At 35.6% G+C, this 19047-nt stretch carries 17 protein-coding genes; 12 read left to right on the forward strand and 5 right to left on the reverse strand.

Annotation, left to right across the window (positions count from 1 at the left end; translation table 11 throughout):
* Positions 1-685: 685 nt before the first annotated feature.
* The 4 genes from RVS70_RS07810 to RVS70_RS07825 all read left to right on the forward strand — a co-directional run bounded on the left by RVS70_RS07810 (position 686) and on the right by RVS70_RS07825 (position 5727).
* Entirely contained in the window at positions 686-1435 is a 750-nt protein-coding gene (locus tag RVS70_RS07810) for an alpha/beta hydrolase (protein WP_026682267.1), read from the forward strand.
* A gap of 362 nt (positions 1436-1797) precedes the next feature.
* Entirely contained in the window at positions 1798-3114 is a 1317-nt protein-coding gene (locus RVS70_RS07815; protein ID WP_321132830.1) for a hypothetical protein, read from the forward strand.
* Positions 3115-3224: 110 nt separating this feature from the next.
* Positions 3225-4337 carry a mandelate racemase/muconate lactonizing enzyme family protein gene (locus RVS70_RS07820; protein WP_026682269.1) on the forward strand — a complete coding sequence of 371 codons (1113 nt, stop codon included), beginning with the start codon at positions 3225-3227 and terminating at the stop codon, positions 4335-4337.
* A gap of 1 nt (position 4338) precedes the next feature.
* Positions 4339-5727: a YfcC family protein gene (locus tag RVS70_RS07825; RefSeq protein ID WP_166530250.1), complete on the forward strand. Its 1389-nt coding sequence runs from the start codon at positions 4339-4341 to the stop codon at positions 5725-5727.
* Positions 5728-5903: 176 nt separating this feature from the next.
* Here the strand turns inward: RVS70_RS07825 and RVS70_RS07830 are convergent, their stop codons facing one another.
* From RVS70_RS07830 to coaW, 3 genes are all read right to left on the reverse strand, one after another.
* Complete coding sequence (locus RVS70_RS07830) at positions 5904-7094, reverse strand: MFS transporter (protein ID WP_321132831.1); 1191 nt, start codon at positions 7092-7094, stop codon at positions 5904-5906.
* Complete coding sequence (locus RVS70_RS07835) at positions 7091-7519, reverse strand: MarR family winged helix-turn-helix transcriptional regulator (RefSeq protein WP_051388391.1); 429 nt, start codon at positions 7517-7519, stop codon at positions 7091-7093. Before RVS70_RS07835 ends, RVS70_RS07830 begins: the two co-directional genes overlap by 4 nt.
* 411 nt (positions 7520-7930) lie before the next feature.
* Positions 7931-8728: a type II pantothenate kinase gene (coaW, locus tag RVS70_RS07840; RefSeq protein WP_051388392.1), complete on the reverse strand. Its 798-nt coding sequence runs from the start codon at positions 8726-8728 to the stop codon at positions 7931-7933.
* Positions 8729-9276: 548 nt separating this feature from the next.
* Here coaW and RVS70_RS07845 point away from each other — a divergent pair.
* The 7 genes from RVS70_RS07845 to RVS70_RS07875 all read left to right on the forward strand — a co-directional run bounded on the left by RVS70_RS07845 (position 9277) and on the right by RVS70_RS07875 (position 15254).
* The gene (locus RVS70_RS07845) at positions 9277-9702 is read left to right on the forward strand and encodes a hypothetical protein (protein ID WP_026682274.1); all 426 of its coding nucleotides are present in this window, start codon (positions 9277-9279) and stop codon (positions 9700-9702) included.
* A 55-nt stretch (positions 9703-9757) separates the two neighbouring features.
* Complete coding sequence (locus tag RVS70_RS07850; RefSeq protein ID WP_321132832.1) at positions 9758-10540, forward strand: hypothetical protein; 783 nt, start codon at positions 9758-9760, stop codon at positions 10538-10540.
* A gap of 45 nt (positions 10541-10585) precedes the next feature.
* On the forward strand, positions 10586-11074 hold the full coding sequence (locus tag RVS70_RS07855) for a hypothetical protein (RefSeq protein WP_026682276.1): 489 nt from the start codon (positions 10586-10588) through the stop codon (positions 11072-11074).
* A gap of 414 nt (positions 11075-11488) precedes the next feature.
* A complete protein-coding gene (locus RVS70_RS07860; RefSeq protein WP_026679584.1) occupies positions 11489-12274 on the forward strand; it encodes a GNAT family N-acetyltransferase in 786 nt (261 codons plus the stop codon).
* 147 nt (positions 12275-12421) lie between these two features.
* Entirely contained in the window at positions 12422-12973 is a 552-nt protein-coding gene (locus RVS70_RS07865) for a sigma-70 family RNA polymerase sigma factor (protein ID WP_051388214.1), read from the forward strand.
* Positions 12966-13907 carry a hypothetical protein gene (locus tag RVS70_RS07870; protein WP_205388877.1) on the forward strand — a complete coding sequence of 314 codons (942 nt, stop codon included), beginning with the start codon at positions 12966-12968 and terminating at the stop codon, positions 13905-13907. Before RVS70_RS07865 ends, RVS70_RS07870 begins: the two co-directional genes overlap by 8 nt.
* Before the next feature lie 792 nt (positions 13908-14699).
* The gene (locus RVS70_RS07875) at positions 14700-15254 is read left to right on the forward strand and encodes a sigma-70 family RNA polymerase sigma factor (protein ID WP_051388213.1); all 555 of its coding nucleotides are present in this window, start codon (positions 14700-14702) and stop codon (positions 15252-15254) included.
* A 302-nt stretch (positions 15255-15556) separates the two neighbouring features.
* Here RVS70_RS07875 and RVS70_RS07880 read toward each other — a convergent pair whose 3' ends face one another.
* A complete protein-coding gene (locus tag RVS70_RS07880; protein WP_321132833.1) occupies positions 15557-16678 on the reverse strand; it encodes a M20 peptidase aminoacylase family protein in 1122 nt (373 codons plus the stop codon).
* Position 16679: 1 nt separating this feature from the next.
* On the reverse strand, positions 16680-17498 hold the full coding sequence (locus tag RVS70_RS07885) for a MurR/RpiR family transcriptional regulator (protein ID WP_034678022.1): 819 nt from the start codon (positions 17496-17498) through the stop codon (positions 16680-16682).
* A 118-nt stretch (positions 17499-17616) separates the two neighbouring features.
* On the opposite strand from RVS70_RS07885, the gene RVS70_RS07890 reads away from it, so the two are divergent.
* Positions 17617-19035, forward strand: coding sequence for a YfcC family protein (locus tag RVS70_RS07890; RefSeq protein WP_026679578.1), 1419 nt, complete (start codon positions 17617-17619; stop codon positions 19033-19035).
* The last annotated feature ends 12 nt before the right edge of the window (positions 19036-19047 follow it).

Below are 19047 nucleotides of genomic sequence, written 5' to 3' on the forward strand. Positions count from 1 at the left end.
CGAAGGCCGGCCACTTCAACTCCTGTGGGAAATGTTTGACCTGAAGATCCACTTTTTTGAGCGGGTTTTGCTAAAAAATTTAGCTGAAGGACAAACCCCACGGAAAGGGAAGTGGGCAGCCGGAGTGTTGGTCAAGCAAGCAGTAGCTATTATTCCATAATAGCTACTAGAGGAAGCGTAAATCTGAGCATTTAGTGATAAGGACTGAGCGAATTTTGCTCAGGTTTTCTAAATAAAATTTGCCTATGTGGATAAATATGAGTGTGTTGAGCCGCGTCCAGCTCCAGCGCCCTGAAACGAGGACTTCACGAATCTCCCTAATCTAAGTCATCATCGGCTTGCAAGCACACCGTGATTCCTTTATCTCCGTTGTCTCGCTTCTTTTGTTACGTTTCTAATCGGGCACTTGCGCTTTTGTTCAAAAATCATAGTAGCTAGAAACATAGAATAAGTTTCTAGCTTCTAATATGGTATAATTTACTATAGTCATTCAATTTCATAAGTGCTTGCTCCCACATAATAATCGAACAATTATCACATAAAGTGAAGCCAGTATGGATAAGAGGGAGATCAACTGCCAGTAAATGTCCGATTGGTTCAAAGGCATTTAGGTCATACCCATGTGGTACTAACAATTAGTGAGGGATATATAAAATCCCCACTTTTTATTAAAGGAGGTCATAAGATGTTAGAAAATAATGACGTTTTAAGAGGTGCTGAAGAATTTTATTTCGCTGGTAATCAGACAGGAGTATTGGTAATTCATGGGTTTACTGGTTCTACTCAAAGCATGCGATTTCTAGGTGAAAAACTAGCTGAGGCAGGATTTACAGTTTTTGGTCCTCGTTTAATTGGTCATGGTACAACTCCAGAAGATATGGAAAAAACGACGTATCACGATTGGGTTCAAACGGTAGAAGCAGGACTAGAAAAATTACAATCTACCTGCACCGAAGTCTATGTAACTGGACTTTCAATGGGAGGAACATTGACACTATATCTCGCAGAAAACCATCCAGAAATAAAAGGAATTATCCCAATAAATGCGGCTACTCATATGCCAGATATGAATAAGTATTATGACAAATTATCGCAAACTGACAAGCGATTTGTTGATGGGATAGGCTCTGATATTAAAAAAGAGAACGTTAAAGAGTTAGCATATGAACAAACACCAGTAAAATCGATGGGCGAACTCAAAAAATTAGCTGAAAAAGTAAGAGACCAGCTCCCGGCTATTGAGATACCTACCTTAATCTTTTCTTCTACTGTGGATCATGTGGTTCCACCAGAAAACTCACAAGAAATCTATCGATCTATATCATCAAAGGAACGTTCTATCATTTTATTGGAGAATAGTTATCATGTTGCGACATTGGATTTTGATAAAGAATTAATTGCTGAAAAATGTGTTGAGTTTATCCAACAAACCTAATAGGTACACGGTATACAAGGAATCACCAACAGTTCTGTCATGGTGATTCCTTCTTTGTAGTCAAGGAAATTATAAAATTAGCCCAAGTGGATAAAGAGGAGGATGTTGAGCCACCGTCCAGCTCTAGCGACCATAAACGAGGCGACTTCGAAACGCCCTAATCTAAGTCATCATCGGCTTGCAAGCACACCGTGATTTCTTTATCTCCGCTGTCTCGCTTCTTTTGTTACGTTTCTAATCGGGCACTTGCGCTTTTGTTCTGTAATTAAGATAATGTGGGTATTCTCCGTATAATCCTGAAAAGCAAATATTGGTTTATATTTCCTAATCATTTACAATATTGTTAGAGAGGAGCTTGAAACATGGCGATAACCATAGGGTATATTGGATCTGAACACTCCGTAAAAACAGTTAAAACGATAGCGAGACAACATCCAACTATTCAAGTAAGAACTTATCTATATGGCAAGCCTTCGGAGATAAGTAAATTACACCGTCAAGCTGCGAAGGAGACAGACATTATATGTTTTTCTGGAATTGTATCTTTTTATTACCGTGATCGTAACTGTGAAAATAAACCATTTATCATAACACCTTTTCATGAATACATGATAGCTGCTTCTATCTTAACGTGTCTGATTAATTTTAATGCACGTATTTCCGAATTATCGATTGATTTACCTGACCGATCCATTTTGTTGGATATTCAAAACGATATAACATTTCAATTAAATCCACTACATGTGTATGATTATCAGTGGATATATAATGATTCACAAGAAAAAAAGCTATCAATTCAAGAGATAACAGCGTTTCATGAAACATTGTACATAGAAAAGCAAACAAAGATGGCAATTACAAGTATTCATCATGTTTATGATTTACTGAAAAAAAGGAATGTACCTGTCATTTATATGGTTGATACGGAAAGAAACATAGAGGAGATACTATATGAAGCAAGTAAACGAGTACTATTTTCTCAATTACAAGACGGGATGCTATCTATATTATATATTTCACTTAAAGATAAGACACCTCTTACTTTAAAGCAATTTGAAATCATAATGAATACCATTAAACCTTTACCAGGTATCGAATATTCGATAAAGAGAAAAGATAAGCTTATTTGTTATACGACAAGAGGAACCATTGAGGATTTTCTATTAACTAGGTCTAATCTTGAGTGGATAACGCAGCTTGAGTCAGACTTGGAACAAAGCTTTGCTTTTGGTGTTGGTTATGGAAAGCAGCTTTTTGAAGCGGAAGAAAATGCATTGTTAGCATTACAAACTGCTATTAATGGTATGGGGAGCAATGGTTATGTAGTCACTGATAACAAAGAACTTATCGGCCCGGTTTTTGGAGAAACTCGCCGTGAAAAGATTAGAACAACAGATCAGTGGTTACATCATGTTATTAATAAAACGAATACAAATTTAAGGACCATGCAACGATTCTTTACTTTTTTGAAGGTACATCAGTTTGGATTCTTTTCAGTTCGTGAATTAGCAATATTTTCACAAGTGTCCATTCGCACTTCAGAACGATTTGTTAAACGCTTGTATGAAGCTAGGTTAGTAGAAATCATTGGACAAGAGCAAGGGCTTAAAAAGGGTAGACCGCGCAATGTTTACAAGGTTTCCGAGGAGCTAGAAATAGAGATAAGGAAACGGGTTTAGTTGAAAACTAATCCGTTATAAATTTTCGGAAAATTTGACAAGTAATAAAAATTCCTTTATTTTTATATTTAACGACATATTAACGACGTTATAAGCTTGGAGGATAAACGATGAAAATTACAAAAGTAGATATTCATAAAATAGAGTTACCATTAAAAGAACCTTTTATTATTTCGTATGCAAGATACGATGTCATGCCAGCAATTATTGTAAAAGTGTATACAGACAATGGTCTGGTTGGATATGGTGAAAGCTTGCCAGACGAACATGTAACAGGGGAGTCCGTGCACAGTGTATTGGCAGCTCTAAAGTATCAACTAATTCCAGCTATATTAGGTAAAGATCCTAGGAATATACAACAGTTACATACCACAATGGATGGCGAGTTAGTTGGAAATGGGGCTGCTAAGGCAGCCTTGGATATTGCCTGCTATGACTTATTAGGGAAATATAGTAATCTACCAATCTATTCGCTATTAGGTGGAAGAAAGCATGAGGACCCGACCATACCTATGGTGCTTAGTATCCTAGAACCGAATGTACTTGCTAAACAAGCCAAGGAAGCAATACGAGATGGATATCATGAAATTAAAATGAAATTAGGTGTTGATTTTGAAGCAGATATAGAGCGAGTGCGAGCCGTACGTGAGGCGGTAGGTCCTAATATATTAATTCGTATCGATGTTAATCAAGGATGGGGTAGTATTCAAGTAGCTAAACAGATGATTGAGCGCTTATCTGAATTTCGAGTAACGTGGATAGAACAGCCTATTAAGGCAATGGATGTATCCTTATTTCGATCATTAAAAGAAAGCTCTAATACGCCTTTAATGGCAGACGAAAGTATGGTGTCACCGCAAGACTTAAGAACCTTGATAGAGCATCGTTCAGTGGATTATATCAATATTAAGCTAATGAAATGTGGAGGTATCTATCCGGCTTATCAGCTTGCTACACAGGCGTCATTGTTTGGAATAAAATGCCAAATAGGTTCGATGGTCGAATCAAGTATCGCATCTTCTGCAGGCTTTCATGTAGCTCTAGCAAAGGAAAATATTATTTCAACTGAGCTTTCAGGTCCGACAAAGTTCACAACAGATATTGGAGATTTAACTTATTCACTTCCTAAAGTGAATATGACAGATCGACCTGGTTTAGGTATACATATCAAAGAAGACACGCTATTTCATTTAAGTAAAGCGTTTGAAGAGGTGATCATTTGATATGAAGAAGAAATGGAGGATTCCTCACACGTATGCAATCATATTTTCAATTATTATTATGGCTGCAGTTGCTACGTATCTCATTCCTGCTGGACAATATGAACGAGGTGAAGTAGGCGGGAGAGAAGTTGTAGTAGAAGATAGTTATCAACGGGTAGAGCAAACCCCTATCACCTTTTTTGAAGTGTTTACCGCAATTCCACAAGGAATGGAAAAAGGTGCTCAAATTATCTTTTATATCTTTCTTGTAGGTGGAGCGTTTGGCTGTATCAGAGCTACTGGAGCAATTGATTCGGGCATTAATAAATTAGTTTATAGGATGGAAGGGAGGGAAAGGCTTCTTATTCCAGTCATTATGCTTATATTTTCGATTTTAGGATTCACCACAGGAATGTCTGAAGAAAGTATCATATTTGTTCCAATTGGGATAGCAATTGCGCGTGCACTTGGATATGACACAATTGTGGGGACAGCAATGATTACGCTTGGTGCTGCTAGTGGATTTATCGGTGGTATGATGAACCCGTTTACAGTAGGAGTAGCACAAGGAATTGCAGAAGTGCAAATTTTCTCAGGATTCCTCTTTCGGTTCGTTGTATATTTATTTATATTATCCATTGCAATTTGGTATGTAATGCGTTATGCGAGAAGGGTTAAGCTTGATCAACGGATATCTGTAATGTATGACATTGATATACAGACAAAGCAATACGATACTGCAACGGAGCAAAATAAAATAGCTATGTTCAACTTCCGCCACGGTTTAGTTTTACTCGCGCTTGGAGTCGGTGTATTCATCAATATGTATGGCGTATTTAATTGGGGATGGTTTTTAACAGAACTAGCTGCATCATTTATCATTATTGGTTTATTCTCTGGGATTATTGGTGGATTGGGCATTAATAAAACCTTTGCTTCCTTTGTTGATGGGATGAAAGTTGTTGCATTTGGTGCATTAATCGTAGGTTTTGCAAGAACCATTCTTGTAGTGATGGAAAATGGAGTCATCATCGATACAATTATATATGCATTATCTAACGCCATTTCTAATCTGCCAGATACACTGAATGTCCTTGGAATGTATGTGGTGCAAATTATTCTTAATTTCTTTATTCCTTCTGGTAGTGGTCAGGCTGCAACAACTATGCCTTTGATGGTTCCACTATCAGATATATTGGGTATTGAAAGGCAGGTAGCTGTACTCGCCTATCAATACGGTGATGCGATAAGTAATTCTATAATCCCTACTTCTGCCGCGTTAATGGGGTACTTAGCAGTAGCGGGAATCCCGTATGAAAGATGGGTCAAGTTTGTTTGGAAGCTAATATTAATCTGGCTATCTATTGCTGCAGTTGCATTAGTGATTGCGGTTATGATTGGAATAAGCTAATCAACAAGAGGAATTGGGACATAATAAAAACAATCCATTGTAAGAATGGATGATGTCTCTGGAAATATACGTAGGCGCCAGGTAAAAGCGATGTATATTTTCCAGAGTGGTTTAGTTGTACTCCATTATTTAGTTGTACGTTTATTCCTTAATTAGAATTACTTTGACGTTGCCTTTTATGCTATCTCGTTTTTCATTTTTGTTTTATTTACCTTAGAATGATACATATGAAATAGACCAATAGCTACTAAGATAATTACTGCACAGATGAGATACAGATTAGAGAATCCAATAGCTGTTACAACAATTCCCCAAATAAAGGACCCTGCAGCAATACCTGAATCATATAATATAAAGAAAGTAGATGTAGCATGCGAGCTTCTGTTATTTGGAGCAGCTTGAATTGCCATTGTTTGAAAACTTGGTAATAAAGTTCCATAACCTAGACCGATTAACGCAGCAGATAGTAGTAGCATCCAAGGTGTATTAGTGATGCTCAATGATACAAGTCCAATAGCAAAGAGAAATAAACATGGGAGTATCACAAATTTAGGACCTTTCGAATCAAATGATCTTCCGAGATATGGTCTTGATAATAGCATGACTGCTGCAAAGACGACGAAGAAATAACTCGCTGTAGAAGCAAGTCCTAAGCCGTTAGTGTATACGGAAATAAAGGACATCACACTAGCGTAAGCCAGCGCAACTAAGCTACTTATTAATGCAATTGGCATTGCTTTCATTTCTATAAAATCATGAATCGTTAACCTTTGCTTGATTGCTTTCGGAGCAACTTTTTCTTTAGGAACGTTAACCATCGCTGAATTCATAATAGCCACGATCATTAGTATTCCTAAAATTATAAATAAGTTCTGAAAGCTCGTATATTGTAATAAGGTTAAACCTATAAATGGACCGATGACAACGGCTAAGTTCATTGCCATAGCAAAATATCCAAGTCCAGCACCGCGGCGTGATGGTGGAATAATGTCGGCAGCAATCGCCCCTGTAGCAGTAGTAATAATACCAAAAGATAACCCATGGATGAATCGCAATGCTAATAATGGCATGAAGGCATCAATAATTAGATATAAAAACGAGGTGACTGCGAAGATCGTTACACTTATTAATAGTCCCCTTTTTTTCCCTGTCTTGTCTAATAGCTTCGCAGAAAAAAGGCGGACGATAATCGCTGCCAATAACATGGCGGTTACAACTAAACCACCTTCTGCTTCTGTACCACCTAAATTGTCAATCACATAGATAGGAAGAGTTGTCATTAACGTATAAAAGGATAAGAAAATGAGGAATTGTGTCATTGAAATACTTATAAAACTTTTTGTCCATATTTTTGGTTCTTGACTCATAGGTTGTTCTCTCCTGTTGCTAATTTAGTTAATAATGTATATAGTTGTACTTTTTCATCGTACGTTAGACTTGCTACCATATCGTTATCAAATTGATCCATTGTTTCTCTAACAATAGGTATCTTATTGCTAGCATAGTCGGTTAATTCGATAACGCGCTCCCGTTTATCTGTGCCTTGTTTCCGAGTAATCCAGCCGCTTCTTTCCAAACGAGATAATGTCCTTGTTACAGTAGGTGCTTCGATATTTAAGTATTTCCATATTTCTGTCTGTGTCATAGGACCAAAACGATCAATACAAAAAATAATGGACCATTGGGATGCAAATAACCCATGGTCACTAAGCCGATTGTTCATCTCTTTTGTGAAAAATCGAAATCGTTGGTTTAGTAAATGGAGCAAATCTCGATTCAATAATTCTTTCAATTGTATCACCTCATATATTTACCTAGGTAAATAATATACTTGATCATTCTATACTTTTTGTATGTATTTGTAAAGCTTAGTAATTTGATATGAATGATTACCTAACTCTTCCAATCATACTGTTGAACATTTTTCTCTGTTTCGATAACTCTATAATGGAATAAAATATCAGATTATGAGCCGTCACTTGCAGTCAACGCTTTAGCTATCTGTGAGTCCATACCATTAACCACGAAAGCAGCAGATGTTGCTGTTTTGTGGCAGTCGACGGCTCAATTTTTTTCCTTCCGCTATAAAGGGTTTTTAGAATCCATATCTCCAAGCTTTACTAAATAGATATAAAATCTGATCAAGGGGTTATCTATATAGGGTAACTGGAACATACCTCATTCTAAATTCAAACCTATTTATTCATGATAAAAAGGCACCAATTGCTCCTACATATGGGCCATTATCGAGAAATATGGGTTCATATGGAAGCATGGCTTGAAACTCGGATAATACCTTTTTTAACGGTTTGTTATACGATAAGGTACTACCAGTAAACACGATTTTATCCGTTTGATTGGCCATGGCTGCTTGTGACGCCAACAGAATCGTACTTTCACCAATTAATTGTGTAAGACTAGCCAGATAATCAGCAGAAGTGGCTTCATTTGCCTGCTGGACTTTACCAAAGTTGGCAGCTGTTAAATTCCTTTCAAGAGGTGATTCCGTGGATGTATAAATATCGTTTACCAATACATCACTATTTTTATGATTGCCGATCTGACTCAACTGAACAAGCTCATTATAGTCAGATTTACCGCTTAATAGATAGCCAAGTCCCATAAAGATACCTCCACCAATTCCACTCCCGAATAGACGAGTGAAATTATTTCTGCTCACTAAAAAATAAGAGGTTCCAGTACCAATACTTACGAGGATATATTTTTCTAGTAAAGTCTCTTTTTCTTGTTGTAATAGATAATTTGTACCTTTGCAAACAGCTGTAAATTCATCAATGACAATAGCGCTTGTTGGTAAATCGTTTTGTAATTCCCTACTACCACCACCGGTTAAATAAATGGAGGTATTTGTAGAGGGAAGCCAATTAATTACTTGTTTCTTCATGTGGTTGGAGAATAATTTAACGTGTAACGATCCTTCATGGTAATAAGCAATTTTAATTAAAGAACCACCTGCATCTATTCCTATTTTTAGTGGCAATACTTCACTTCCTTTCAATAGATAATTGTTATTATTTTACTAATATGAAGGTAAGGTAGCCATTAATATGATTCACTATACTGCATTTATAAAAACGTATTTTACTATAAGTAACGGTGTAATTGATTCAGAAATGCGTAATAGAAGTATTTATTTCGATTTAATATATCTTCTTCCATTAAGTTTATCCTACATATAACTGGCAAAAGACCCTCACTTCAAGCAAGTGAAACCAATTCTGGATAAACAAAATCCCTAACTGATTGAAGTTTCACTTTATAAGCTAAAAGTCCTTTATTTAAACAAGAAATTTTTAATCCATTGCAGCTTATATCGATTTTTGTAGAAAATTCTGATTTATGTATGTGTTTATACCTATAATTGGATTTGAAGTTAGTTTTTAATCCAAGGCTTAAAACTATTATACTATTTTAAAAATAGTATAATTTTCAGATTTTAATAGAAGGTCAATTTGTTACTATAGTATCAAAGAGGGAGTAAATAAATGTTAATGATAGATAAGTAATAATACGAAAGGATAGTTGGTCGTGAAAAAACGATTACTATGGGGCGTTTGTATCATTCTCTTTACAACGGGTGCAACTTGGCATATGAGTGCTTCGGCTGATCGAGGAGAGGAACATTGGTTAACAGATTACTTTGAAACGGTTGAAGGAATCAACCAGTGGTTGAAAGAGAAGAGTTTAAGTGTAAAGCGATCTCTTCTTGAAGAAAAAGAACAAACGATTAAGAACAAAGCAGATCGGTTAACACAGCTATCAAAACGTGTTAGTTCCAAAAATAAAAAGGAGATTAATCAATATTTACAATCTTATTACGTCCGTTTACAAGAATCAAAGGAGAACCTAGAGGGTGACGTATTGAAAGCCTATGAGGTTAGAAAAAAATCGGAGATTCATACGGAGATTAAGGAAGATGTTACTTCGTCTTTACAAGATTGGTTATATGATTAGGGATCTATCATATGATTTCTATCAAATATAAAAGAAAAGAAGGGGAGTATGTAGAATGAAGCTAGGTTTACGTACACTAAAAGGAAAGATAGCTGCTGGTATTATTGGTGTTGGTGTTTTATCTGGTGCGGGGATAGTATTTGCTAATACGGATGCAGGATCAGCATTACGTGAATGGTACAATGCTATGTTTAATGATTCGGTAGAGAGAATTGAAGACGAGGTAACTGCTTATGGGGAGGGAAAATTACCGGAGCTTGAGGCTGAGTATGAGCAGTTAAAAAGTGATGCCTCTCTCGATATTGATTTAACAAGAGTAGAAAAAACAAATGCTTCGTTAGAGGAAATAGTTGCGACAAAGCTAGAGCATATCGAGTCACTTGATAGCGAAGCGCAGCAGATACTAGAAGATATGGGATTGCAATTTTATAATGTTTTAATTGATGGTTATTTAGAAATTGAACGTTTACAAGAAGAAGGTTTAAATTATGCTACGGAAGATTTAACAGCATATACTGGAGAAGTTGGGCAATCAGCAGTTAATCAAGTAACTACAGACTTAACAGAGGCTAAAGAAACAGCTGTAGCTGAGCTAGAGGCAGCTGTGCAAAATGCACAAGAGCAACTAGAAGCAGAATTGGCTTCAAATGAGGAAATTACAATTAGGAACTTAAAAAATCAAGTCGATTGGGCTATTGAAGATCTTCGTGAGTTAGTAACGGAATTATTAGCAGGATTAGTTGAAGAACAACAAGTTATTATTACGGAAACAGCACAGGCTCTTGAAGATGAAGCAAAAGCAGCTCTTGATGAAGTTATATCGGGTATTCATCAATAATTATCTATTCTGTTGAAATAGATAGATGCTAAGGAGGGAAAGCAGTTGTTAAACAGAATCCAAACTCGAAAACAAAAAAGGCGCCAAAGCCGAATAAGAATAGTGATCATTGTAATTATATCTGTAACCTTAATGGGAGGAAGTTTTACAGCTGTTTTCGCTGATCAAGACATTAATGGTTTACTTACTAGTTGGTTTCAACAGAAAAAGGATGAATCTATTGAAAAAATAGATGCTGCTATCTTAGCAGAGCAACAACAACAAACAAAGCGTTTGGAAGAAGCATTAAAAGTAGAAATTGCGAAAGCTGAACAGAGACTGGATGAAAAGGTAGAGAATGAGATTTTAGAGCGAACAAAGGCTTTGCAGCAATATTCAAATCAGCTTATCCAGTCCATGAAAGAAAGCAAAACGAAAGAATTGGATCAAGCCATACTTTCAGAGCTTGATCAAATCGTCCAAGAGGCAAAAGCTAAAATGGAGAATATAAAAGATACTCCAGCAACGAATGAAGAGAGTAATACGCAACCATAAGTAATGGAAAAAAATCCTGCTGAACGAGCAGGATTTTTTATGCTTCGGGGATTTTTATAATAAATAGATCGTTCATTAAGATGAATTTATTTCAATTTGTTTTACGTTAGTATATTAATTATAGTAAGTGCTTTATATGGTCAACTTACTATTTATCCCCCCCACAATAACCTACTTCAGGCAAAAAGAGAAGCCACTATTGGTAAGTGGGGGGCGACTGCCAGTAAATGTCCGATTGGCTCTAAGGCCTTTAGGTCATACCCCTGTGGTACTAACGATCGCGGGGGATAAACAAAACTATAGCTGATTGAAGTGTCACTTTTAAAACAGCAAAAGGTTTACTTGAATGATACACCTACTTCTTTTATATTTAGAAAATAAACTGAACAGATCAGCTTGCAGAGGAGGAATTTTATGAAACGAAATATCGTCATTCAAAAGATAACAGAGATGGATGCGTTAGAAAGTATTCTTCATTTAGAAAATCAAATTTGGGGAAATGCAACCCCTGTACATCAAACCTACACAGCGATAAATAATGGAGGGCTAATGTTAGGAGCATACGATGGAGATAAATTAATTGGTTTTTCCTATAGCTTTACTGGCTATGATGGGCAGGAAGTGTATTTATATTCACATATGCTAGGTTTACTACCTGATTATCGGAAGGCAGGCCTAGGAGAAAGGATGAAGCGTAAGCAAGCTGAGATTGCTGATCAAATGGGGTATGAGAAAATGATTTGGACCTTTGATCCATTGCAAAGTTTAAATGCTTACTTAAATATGAATAAATTAGGGGCGACTGGTGTCAAGTATAAGGAAAATTACTATGGAGATATGGATGATGGATTGAACCGGGGGATGGCAACAGATCGTATTATTATAGAATGGCATTGGAATGAGGATAAAAGCTTAGAGAACGTCCAGACAGTAATTGAAGAACAAGTACTCCTATTAGAAAAAGAAGGAATGCCAATTAGTAACCTGCATGCCGATCAGAATTTAAAGGAGAATGCATATTTTGTCTCTGTGCCAAATAATATACAAGAAATAAAAAGCAATCAGTTAGAACTGGCAATTGACTGGCGAATGAAAACAAGAGCGGTGTTTAATTGTTTGTTTAAGCAAGGATATCGAGCTAAAGGATTTATAAGGGATGATAATAAAAAGATTGGTTATTATTGTTTTCAAAAGAAATAATAATCCAAGTATATAATTAGAAAAAAACCTTAAATACAATGGTGTTTAAGGTTTTTTTCGTTAACACTAGATGATTATTAAAAATTTGGATATAACGCACCATATCTTTTTTTATAATCGTCTAATATATGGAAGGGGGAGTAAGGTTTGTTTAATGAGAAAGAGATTTTAAGTGAATCTGATACTAATGAAATTCTATTAGAAGAACTTATGGGGTTATATGGAGATGAGTTAAAACGAATTGCTTATTTGTATGTAAATGATATCTCGCAAAGTGAGGATATTGTTCAAGAAGTTTTTATATCTTGTTATAAGAATTTTCACCGTTTTAATAAAAAATCAAGCTATAAAACATGGTTATATAGGATCACGATTAATAAGTGTAAGGATTATCAACGGAAATGGAGCTTTAGAAATATAATTTATAAACCTGTCATTAGTACAATAAAAGGACTATTAACAGAATCAATTCATGAGGAAGTAGAAAAACAAGAGCAATCAAATGAATTAGTTCGGTTAATTGCACAGCTTCCAATTAAATATAAGGATGTTCTTATTTTATATTATTATAAGCAAATGTCTTTAAAGGAGATTAGTACGATTAATGGTTTAAAAATGAATACAGTCAAATCAAGATTAGTTAGAGGAAGGAAATTATTAAAAAGAGAATTAGTAGAGAGGGGGATATATGATGAGTGAGTTTGATAATCATATTAAAAAAGAAATACAGAAATATTTAAACAAGAATATTCATTTTACTACTAATGATGAACAAGAAATTCTAAGAAAAAAGAAGAAAAAGCAGTATTCGTTATATGTCTCGTCACTAGTTTTTGCGCTTATATTAGTATTTCTATTAATCGGGCCTGTACTTAAAGATGAAGTAATAGACAATAAGATTTATGAATTTTCTCCTGCTCCTTTTTCTACAAAGATGCAATCCAGTAAGAAATTAATAGAAAGAGAAGACAATATGAAAGAGAAAGAACCTAAACAGAATGAAGTTGACAAGGAAGTCGCTGAAAATAAAGATGAGTCTGACGAAAAAGAAAATGCAATAGAAACAAATGATCAGAAGGATCAAGAGAATCAATCTGCGGATCAAAATGGTAATAAGGAACATCAAGAAGATCAAGAAAAACAATCTACGAATCAGACTGATAATAAACATCAGAAAGATCAAGAAAGTGAATCAACGGATAAAGAGCAAAATGAACCTTCCATTTCGGATAAGGAAAAAGAAGTTATACTTCATAAACTAAGGCAATTTAATTCGAGCATTGATGTAGTTATTGCAGAATTAGAACCAGAATCCTATAAATTTAAAAACACATTTGTTGTTAAAGAAGATGTGTATACACGCTTAAATAATATGATGACAAGAAATGTTGCAGAACAGATATGGTCTAACCGCCTAGAGGAAAAAAGCGATGGCTTATATTTAATTCCTATGGATGGCGAACCTGACTTCCGGGAGGGGGAAGAATATAGTATTACAAAACTCTCCAGTACTAAATTTAAAGTGACACAGACAGCAGTTGCTGATTTATATGGACACTACAAAGTGCTATTCATAGTAAGTAACATTGATAATCAGTGGAAAATAAGCGATTATAAATGGTCTAGTTTATAAAAATATTAATAATTTTGTTAATAGCTTATAACGAGAAGTGAAAAAAGCGCTTGATCCTCTCGAGGATTGAGCATCCAAATAAAAAACAGGACTTCTTCACTTTCATGTATAAACCTGCTATAAGTAAGTTGATAAAATTATAAATAAAGGGAATTTAAAAAAAGAGAAGATGGGTAATAACTAAAGCGGACCATTATAAGATAAAGCATGCATTACTGTCTCTGGTAACTATATGAAGCGCATTTCTATAAATCAGAGGGTAATTATAGCGAGTTCCTTTGTGGAAATCAGATTTTTTTAAATTATCTATGTACTTTTTGTGTTAGTTAACGTAAATTAATAGGATGATAGGTGATATCTATTAAATTGTACAATGGGATTAGTTTATCTCACATATTACTGGTAGTAAGACTCCCACTTCAAGCAATCAAGTAAAACCAATATGGGAAGTGGGATCAACTCAAGGAAATGTCCGATTCGTTAAAGGGCCTTGAGGTCATACTCTTATGGTACGAACCATCAGTGGGGGGAACAAAACCTCCAACTGGTTGAGTAAAAGTAGAATTGCGTGAGGAACAAATATCTTTCTTCATTTTGTCATATCACATACAGATTGTTCAACTGTACAAAGACCGTTAAGATAGGAACTGGCTCACAAAAACATTTCATTCTGTTGAATGAGATGTTTTTTTAGATAGATAAGAAAATGACGAGAACAAAATAAATAAAAATGCCACTATCCTCTTTGTTCATTCGATAATAGGATTAAATAGAGTTGTTAGGGGGATAAAGATGGTTAAAGGAAAAAAGGCTCTCCATATGACCTTTGAAGAGATTGTTGAACAGAATGAACGCAGAATCCATTACCATATTCATAAACTTCATATTAATGATCCGCATCAGGAATTCTATCAAGAGGGGCTTGTTGCCATGTGGAACGCTTATGAGAACTATAAGCCAGATAAAGGACCATTAGCTACCTATTTTAATTATACCATTCGTAATCGTATGATCGATTTAATTCGAAAGAAAACAAGAGAAAGAGAAAATGACGATACGTATGAAGCTCATCAGTTCCTTAAAAGAACACATGGTAATTATGTTCGCGCTGGCGGTAGAATGTATCCAATAAGTAATCAGGAAACGGAGTACTTTCATGAAAACACAGACTTAGAAGATATAAAAAAAGAACTAACGGAAAATCAATGGAAATGGGTATTGTTGTTTATTGTTAAGGATTTATCTATAAAAGAGATCGCGAACAGAGAAGGTGTTTCCACCGATGCGGTGAAAAGCTGGGGAAGAGAGGTGAGAAGAAAACTACGTTCAGCAGCACTAGATTATTGACAAATAAGGATAAGACGCTGAGACAAAAGAATGAAGAAACAATAAAAAACGAACAATGATTAGTTGAAATGTTCGTTTTTTGCACAGAATCATTCATTTAGCACCTGAAATAAGCGAGACTCCGGCGGGAACAGCACGAGACCGAAGATCCACTTGGCAACGTGTTTTTCTTTACCGAGTTAGCTGTGGCCGTGCCCGCGGAAAGCGCGTATGTTTTCACGGTGCGGCGATGATACTCCTATTGATAACATGATTATTCGTATTTTAAGTAAAGAAGTTGTGTTTTGTCCCAGCCTTAAGGTTTAATGCTGATATACTTCCTTGATCGCTTCAAACAAGATGTGAACCCCATTCATTAACGCATCCTTATTAAAGGTCATATAAGGGTGATGAAGACCAGGGGATAAATCACAGCCTAAGCCAAGCATCGTCGCTTTTAGCTCTGGTCTTTTTATTGTATAAAAGTGGAAATCATCTCCGCCTGGTGTTACTAGTGGTGGATCTACGTTTTCAGTACCGAGTACTTTTTTGATTGCTTCTCTCATAATAGAAGTAGCCTGTTCATTTGTTCTTGCAGCTGCAATACCTTCTGTACTTGTTAATTTAATTTCTACATCATATAAATTTTTCATTGCTTCAAAAATATTTAGTACTTTATTGTCAAGTTCATCCATAATTTCATTTGATTGCGCCCGCATATCCAGTGAAAATGAAGCATTCCCTGGAATTATATTTGAACTCTTTCCACCTGCTTGGAAATTTGTCATTTTAACAGAATGGGGAACTCTTGGGTCCAAATGAATTTTACTTAAAAGATTAACAATTTGTGCACCGACCTCAATCGCATTAATATTTAAATGTGGCCTTGCTCCATGGGCATCATGTCCTCTTATTTCTGCACTGTACATCTTTGTTGCTCCATGAACGATTACTGGGGTAGCATTTCCCATTTTACATTCTTGCTGAGGGCGAAGATGAACACCAAATAGATATTCAACATTATCAACAGCACCTTTTTCTACCATCTTCAATGCTCCAGCACCTTTTTCCTCAGCAGGTTGAAAGATAAATCTTATTGCAATTTGTTTATGCAGCTCAGGTGACTGCTGTAGCTTCCATAGTAAACCTAATACCATTGCCATGTGGGCATCATGTCCACATGAATGATTGGCTTGGAAGCTGCCGTCAACTTCTTGCCAAAGAGCATCAATATCTGCACGAACAGCTACAATCGGCAAATTATCTTTAAAGTTTCCATATTCACCTACTACCCCAGTATGATCTACGAATGTGTTAACATTGCACCCATTTTCTTTTAAGATATTAGCAATATACTTTGTTGTTTCCACCTCTTCCCAGCTTATTTCTGCATGTTGATGTAAATAGTTAAATGTATCTTTAACCTGTTTTTCTAAGTCTTTCATGTTAATCTTCTCCATCCTTTATAAAGTATTTATAAGTTGATTTAATTTTCCCTCTCTTTTCTACACGTTCCACGACTTCAAATAATAAAGCGTTAACAATTGCTATGGTAACAGGTCCTTTACTGAATAACGTATTTTGACTAACTGAAATAAGAATGGTTATATCTGCATGTTCCACAACCGGTGAAACTCTAGAATCGGTTATTGCAATGACTTTAATACCTTTCTCCTTTGCTTCTTCTGCTAGGCGTATGGTATCAATGGCATATCTGTAAAATGAGAAAACAATGATACAAGATTTAACAGGTAATAGATCAAGCAAACCAGCATCCGTCTCCGGTCTATATAGGTCGGCATTTCCTAAAATATAATTTAAATTAAAGTAAAACCAATGCGCAAATGTAAAGGAGTGGTGGTAACCAGCAACGACAACTTTTTCGCTATTAATAATCGCTTCGATAATCTTTTCCATGTCATCAATGGCAATCTTCTCCATATTATTTTGCAGTATGCTTATGTCCTTTAGCATACTTTCGACATAATAGTTGCTCATTTCCTGTAGTTTTTCATCGGATTGTTGTTTGACCTCTAATAAGTGTTTTCTTACATCCTTTTGCAGAGAACTATAACCACTATAACCAATCGAATGACAGAAGCGAATAACCATTGTTTCACTAACACTAATTATTTCTCCTACTCTTTTGGCTGGGTGAATGGCAAATACCATAGGATCAGAGAGTAAAGCATCGGCGACTTTCTTTAGACCCTTTGTAAGGTTCGAAAATTCTAATTCTGTTTTTCTTACATAATTAGCCGTCAAAAGAATTCACCTTCTTTTTTTAAAGTTTTTCCAATATTTTATATTGCAATAAATTATATCCTTTATTATAATACAATGCAAGTTGATAATATTTTGAAAATTAAAAAGGAGGGAAATAATGAAAAAATCTACTAATAAGTTAAAAAGCACAAAGAGAAAGCTAGGACTTCCAGATGCGTATGTTATTTTATTTGCAATCTTAATTATTGCAGCTGTAGCGACATACCTTATACCAGCAGGTACATTTGACAGAGAGACTGTCAATGATATTACAACTGTAATACCTGATAGCTATCAACAAAGCGAACAACAACCAGCATCATTTATTCAAATATTTACAGCAATCCAACAGGGTATGATCGATTCAGCGGGGTTAATTTTTCTTGTGCTTATTATTGGCGGAGCTTTTGCGGTAATTGAATACACAGGTGCGATTGATGCGTTAATTATGAAGACGATTAATCAGACAAAGGATAAGGAATATCTATTAATTATTATTGTATGTAGTCTATTTTCTATTTTTGGTGCTTTAGGTATTATCGTAAATGCAGTTATTGCGTTTATCCCAATAGGGATTATTTTAGCCCGTTCTATGAAGTTGGATGCCGTAGTCGGTGTCTCCATTATCTATCTTGGAGCATATGCAGGGTTTAATACCGCTTTTCTTGATCCATTAACTACTGGAATGGCCCAGCAGATTGCCCAAGTACCATTGTTTTCTGGTATTGGTTTTCGGGTGCTAATTTATTTAACGGTACTTGCTTCGACAATAGGTTATATATGGTGGTATGCTAGTCGTGTCAAAAAAGACCCAATGCAGAGTGTACTTGGCGGAAACCGCTTTCCAAAATATGATGAAAAAAGTGTAGATGCTGCCCCATCTAAATTAACAGGTATACATAAATTGGTTTTATTATGGCTCGCATTGGGGATTGGAATATATATTTTTGGAGTGTTTCAGTATGCCTGGTCGTTGAATCAGATGGCCGCTATGTTTATTATTATAGCGATTGGTACAGCAATTATTGCCAGAATTAACCCAAATGAATTGGTAGTACAGTTTTTTAATGGTTGTAAAGGACTGGTATACGGAGCATTAATTATTGGAATGGCAAGATCAATTGTAGTAATTCTAGAGAATGGACAAATTTTAGACACTATTGTTCAAGGAATGGCAACAGTTATGGAACCATTTACGAGCGTCATCGGTGCTATTGTCATGTTCTTCGCGAATTTTCTTTTTAATATTATCGTATCATCTGGAAGTGGACAGGCCGTTATTGTTATGCCGATTATGACGCCACTTGCAGATATTATGGAAATACCCCGACAAGTAGCTGTTCAAGCTTATAAAATGGGGGATGGATTTTCAAATGTGATCACCCCAATTTCTGGTATCTTAATGGCTAACTTGGCAATTGCAGGTGTATCGTGGGTGAAATGGATTAAATTTGTGTTACCTTTAGTAGTCATTTGGTGTGTTATTGGAATTGTTTATTTAACCATAGCTGTTATGATTGGATGGGGACCAATATAAAAAGGAGTGAAT

This window comes from Virgibacillus sp. M23 (assembly GCF_034190895.1).
Taxonomy (GTDB): domain Bacteria; phylum Bacillota; class Bacilli; order Bacillales; family Amphibacillaceae; genus Virgibacillus; species Virgibacillus salarius.

Coding starts and splice junctions, on each gene's coding strand:
- RVS70_RS07810 (WP_026682267.1), top strand. CDS start 686: ATGTTAGAAAATAATGACGTTTTAAGAGGTGCTGAAGAATTTTATTTC.
- RVS70_RS07815 (WP_321132830.1), top strand. CDS start 1,798: ATGGCGATAACCATAGGGTATATTGGATCTGAACACTCCGTAAAAACA.
- RVS70_RS07820 (WP_026682269.1), top strand. CDS start 3,225: ATGAAAATTACAAAAGTAGATATTCATAAAATAGAGTTACCATTAAAA.
- RVS70_RS07825 (WP_166530250.1), top strand. CDS start 4,339: ATGAAGAAGAAATGGAGGATTCCTCACACGTATGCAATCATATTTTCA.
- RVS70_RS07830 (WP_321132831.1), bottom strand. CDS start 7,094: ATGAGTCAAGAACCAAAAATATGGACAAAAAGTTTTATAAGTATTTCA.
- RVS70_RS07850 (WP_321132832.1), top strand. CDS start 9,758: ATGAAGCTAGGTTTACGTACACTAAAAGGAAAGATAGCTGCTGGTATT.
- RVS70_RS07860 (WP_026679584.1), top strand. CDS start 11,489: ATGAAACGAAATATCGTCATTCAAAAGATAACAGAGATGGATGCGTTA.
- RVS70_RS07870 (WP_205388877.1), top strand. CDS start 12,966: ATGAGTGAGTTTGATAATCATATTAAAAAAGAAATACAGAAATATTTA.
- RVS70_RS07875 (WP_051388213.1), top strand. CDS start 14,700: ATGGTTAAAGGAAAAAAGGCTCTCCATATGACCTTTGAAGAGATTGTT.
- RVS70_RS07880 (WP_321132833.1), bottom strand. CDS start 16,678: ATGAAAGACTTAGAAAAACAGGTTAAAGATACATTTAACTATTTACAT.
- RVS70_RS07890 (WP_026679578.1), top strand. CDS start 17,617: ATGAAAAAATCTACTAATAAGTTAAAAAGCACAAAGAGAAAGCTAGGA.